Below are 3,108 nucleotides of genomic sequence, written 5' to 3'. Positions count from 1 at the left end.
GCCGCGTCGGCGCGGACGTTCTCGAGGTAGCTGGTGCGGCCGAACGGCTCCCGCCCGGTCACGAACGCGTCCAGCGCGAGCAGGTCGACCACGTCCACCAGCCGGTCGCCGTCGTCGACGCTGGCGGCCAGCGGCAGCGCGTGGTGCGACGGCAGCCCGGCGGCCGGCTCCACGGGACGGCCGCCGGTCCGCTCCACGGACTGGTGAGGCGTACGCATACCCACATGATCGTCCTGATCGGGTCCGAAATACAGCCGTTTTCACCTTTGCGTGCTCACCATCCACACTGGACGGCCGGGAGGAAAGGGCAGGTCGCGTGTTGTGCGCGGCGCTCCTCAGTTAAGGTGAGGCAAGCCTTACCTGAGGAGTATTCGATGACACTTTCCCGGCGCGGACTGCTCGCCGGTTCGCTCGGCGCCGCGGCGGCCGGCCTGCTCGCGGCGTGTGGTGACGACGGCGACGACAGCCCCACCGGTCAGAGCGGATCGGCACCGGCGGCGGGCGGACAGTTCCCGGCATCCGTCAAGCATCAGTTCGGCACCACGACGGTCGAGAAGGCGCCCGAGGCGGTCGTCTCCCTCGGCTGGGCCGACGCGGACGTCCTACTCGCGCTCGGCGTCGTGCCGACCGGCATCCTCGACTGGCTGCAGGCCTGGCCGGTGGGCGTCGGCCCGTGGGCGCAGGACAAGCTGGGCGGTGCCAAGCCCCAGGTGCTCAAGGGCCCCGAGATCAACTTCGACGCGGTCGCGGCGCTGCGCCCCGACCTGGTGACCTTCACCAAGTCGGACAACGTCAAGGCGACCTGGGACCAGCTCGAGAAGCTCGCGCCGACGCTGTCCGGCCCGGCGCAGACCCCGCCGTACGGCACGACGCTCAAGGACCAGACGGTCATGATCGCGGAGGCGCTCGGGCGCAAGGCCGAGGGCGAGAAGCTGGTCGCGGACAACGACAAGGCCCTCGCGGAGGCGAAGGCGGCGAACGCTGACTTCGCCGGCAAGTCGGTGGTCGTGGCGGCGGCGTTCGGCGGGCAGTACGGCGCCTACACCCGCGGCGACGGGCGCGTGCAGTTCATGGAGGCCATCGGCTTCAAGAACTCGGAGAAGATCGAGGCGCTCAAGCCGGCGAACTTCTACGCCAACATCTCCAAGGAACAGGTCAGCCTGCTCGACGCCGACCTGACCGTGATGTTCGCCATCGGCGCCGGCGGCGACCTCAAGAAGGACACGGTGCTGCAGAGCATCCCGTCGGCGAAGGCCGGCCGGCTGCTGATCATCGACGACGCCGACCTGGTCAACGCGTTCTCGACCAACTCGGTGCTGAGCACGCCGTACACGCTGGAGAAATTCGTACCCCTGGTCAAGGACGCCTTGACGTGACCGCGACCGCGACCGTCCGGGCGGGTTTCCACACCCCCGAGGAGCGGGTCCGGGCGCGCGGTGGGCTCACCACCCGCGGCCTCGGCCTGCTCCTGGCGGTCGCGGTCCTCGTCCTGGCCGCCGCGCTGAGCGTCGCGATCGGCACCAAGGCCATCCCGCTCGCCACGGTGTGGGATGCGCTCGACGGCTCGGTCAGCGATCCATCCCGGGCCGCGGACCTGACGATCATTCAAGACCTGAGATTCCCGCGTACGCTCATCGGCCTGGCCGCGGGTGTCGCGCTCGGCCTGGCCGGCGCGCTGATGCAGGCGCTCACCCGCAACCCGCTGGCCGACCCCGGCATCCTGGGCATCAACGCGGGCGCGGCCGCGGCCGTCGTGCTCGCCATCCGGGTGCTCGGCGTCGCCTCGCTGACCGGCTACATCTGGTTCGCCTTCGCCGGGGCCGCGGGCGCGTTCGTCGTGGTCAACCTGCTCGGCACGCGGGGCCGCTCCGGCGCCTCACCCGAGCGTCTCGCGCTGGCCGGCGCCGCGGTCGGCGCCGCGCTGCTCGCGGTCGTCAACGCGGTGGCGCTGCTCGACGTCACCACCTTCGACCGCTACCGGCTCTGGACCGTCGGCTCGCTGGCCGGCCGCGACATGGACGTCGTCCTCGGCGTGCTGCCGTTCATCGTGGCCGGCGCCGTCCTCGCGCTCGGCCTCGGCCCGTCGCTGAACGTCATCGCGCTCGGCGAGGACACCGCCCGCGCGCTGGGCGCCAACCTCAACCGCACCCGGGTGCTCAGCGCCATCTCGATCACGCTGCTCTGCGGGGCGGCGACCGCGGCGGTGGGGCCGATCGCCTTCGTCGGCCTGGCCGTGCCGCACGTCGCCCGGGCCCTCGTCGGACCCGATCAGCGGTGGCTGCTCCCGTACTCGATGGTCCTGGCCCCCGCCCTGCTCCTGCTCGCCGACGTGCTCGGCCGCATCGTGGCCCGCCCGGGCGAGCTGCAGGCCGGCCTGGTCTGCGCGTTCGTCGGCGCGCCGGTCTTCCTGGCCGTCATCCTCCGCCGCCGGATCGTGCCGCTGTGAGCCGTCGCCTGCAGCTGCGTGCGCCCGGCGTGGCGCTGCGCCTCGACCTGCGCACGCTGTGGGTCGCGGCGCTGCTCGTGGTGGGCATCCTGGTGGTCGCCGCGGTCACGATCGTGGCCGTCGGCACCCGCATCCCGTTCGACGACATGATGGACGTCTTCGCCGGGGCCGGCCGGCGCGCCGACCGCTTCGTGCTGCTCGACCTGCGCCTGCCGCGGCTCAGCCTGGGCCTGCTCGCCGGCGCCGCGCTGGCCGTCTCCGGCGCCGTCTTCCAGAGCCTGTCGCGCAACCCGCTGGGCAGCCCGGACATCATCGGCTTCACCACCGGCAGCGCCTCCGGCGCGGTTCTCGCGATCATCGCGTTCGGCGCCGGCCCGGGCGGGGCGGCCTTCGGCGCCATCGTGGGCGGCCTGCTGACCGCCCTGATCGTGTACGCGCTGGCAGCCATCGGCGGCGGAGCGATCCGCCGGGTCGTCCTGGTCGGCATCGGGGTCAGCGCCATGCTGGTGGCGTTCAACAGCTACCTGATCAGCCGGGCCCGCCTGGACGCCGCGCAGGCGGCCGCGGTCTGGCTGGTCGGCACGCTCAACGGGCGCACCTGGACCTACGTGCAACTGCTCGGCGTCGCGCTGATCGTGCTCACCCCGCCGCTGCTGCTGATG

At 72.5% G+C, this 3,108-nt stretch carries 4 protein-coding genes; 3 read left to right on the top strand and 1 reads right to left on the bottom strand.

The annotated features are described in order from the left end of the window. A partial coding sequence (locus AB0M20_RS34760; RefSeq protein WP_364304635.1) for a DUF5925 domain-containing protein occupies positions 1 to 218 on the bottom strand: 218 nt, incomplete at its 3' end. 156 nt (positions 219 to 374) lie between these two features. Between AB0M20_RS34760 and AB0M20_RS34755 the strand changes: the two genes are divergently transcribed. The 3 genes from AB0M20_RS34755 to AB0M20_RS34745 form a co-directional block, all read left to right on the top strand. Continuing rightward, a complete protein-coding gene (locus tag AB0M20_RS34755; protein WP_364304634.1) occupies positions 375 to 1,376 on the top strand; it encodes an ABC transporter substrate-binding protein in 1,002 nt (333 codons plus the stop codon). Between the two features lie 86 nt (positions 1,377 to 1,462). Next, positions 1,463 to 2,446: an iron chelate uptake ABC transporter family permease subunit gene (locus AB0M20_RS34750; protein WP_364304637.1), complete on the top strand. Its 984-nt coding sequence runs from the start codon at positions 1,463 to 1,465 to the stop codon at positions 2,444 to 2,446. Next, a partial coding sequence (locus AB0M20_RS34745; protein WP_364304632.1) for an iron chelate uptake ABC transporter family permease subunit occupies positions 2,443 to 3,108 on the top strand: 666 nt, incomplete at its 3' end. The genes AB0M20_RS34750 and AB0M20_RS34745, both read left to right, overlap by 4 nt.

Origin of the sequence: Actinoplanes sp. NPDC051633, assembly GCF_040681735.1 — a bacterium.
Lineage (GTDB): Bacteria > Actinomycetota > Actinomycetes > Mycobacteriales > Micromonosporaceae > Actinoplanes.
The sequence above is the reverse complement of the archived record's forward strand: the minus strand, read 5'-3'. Positions and strand labels throughout refer to the sequence as shown.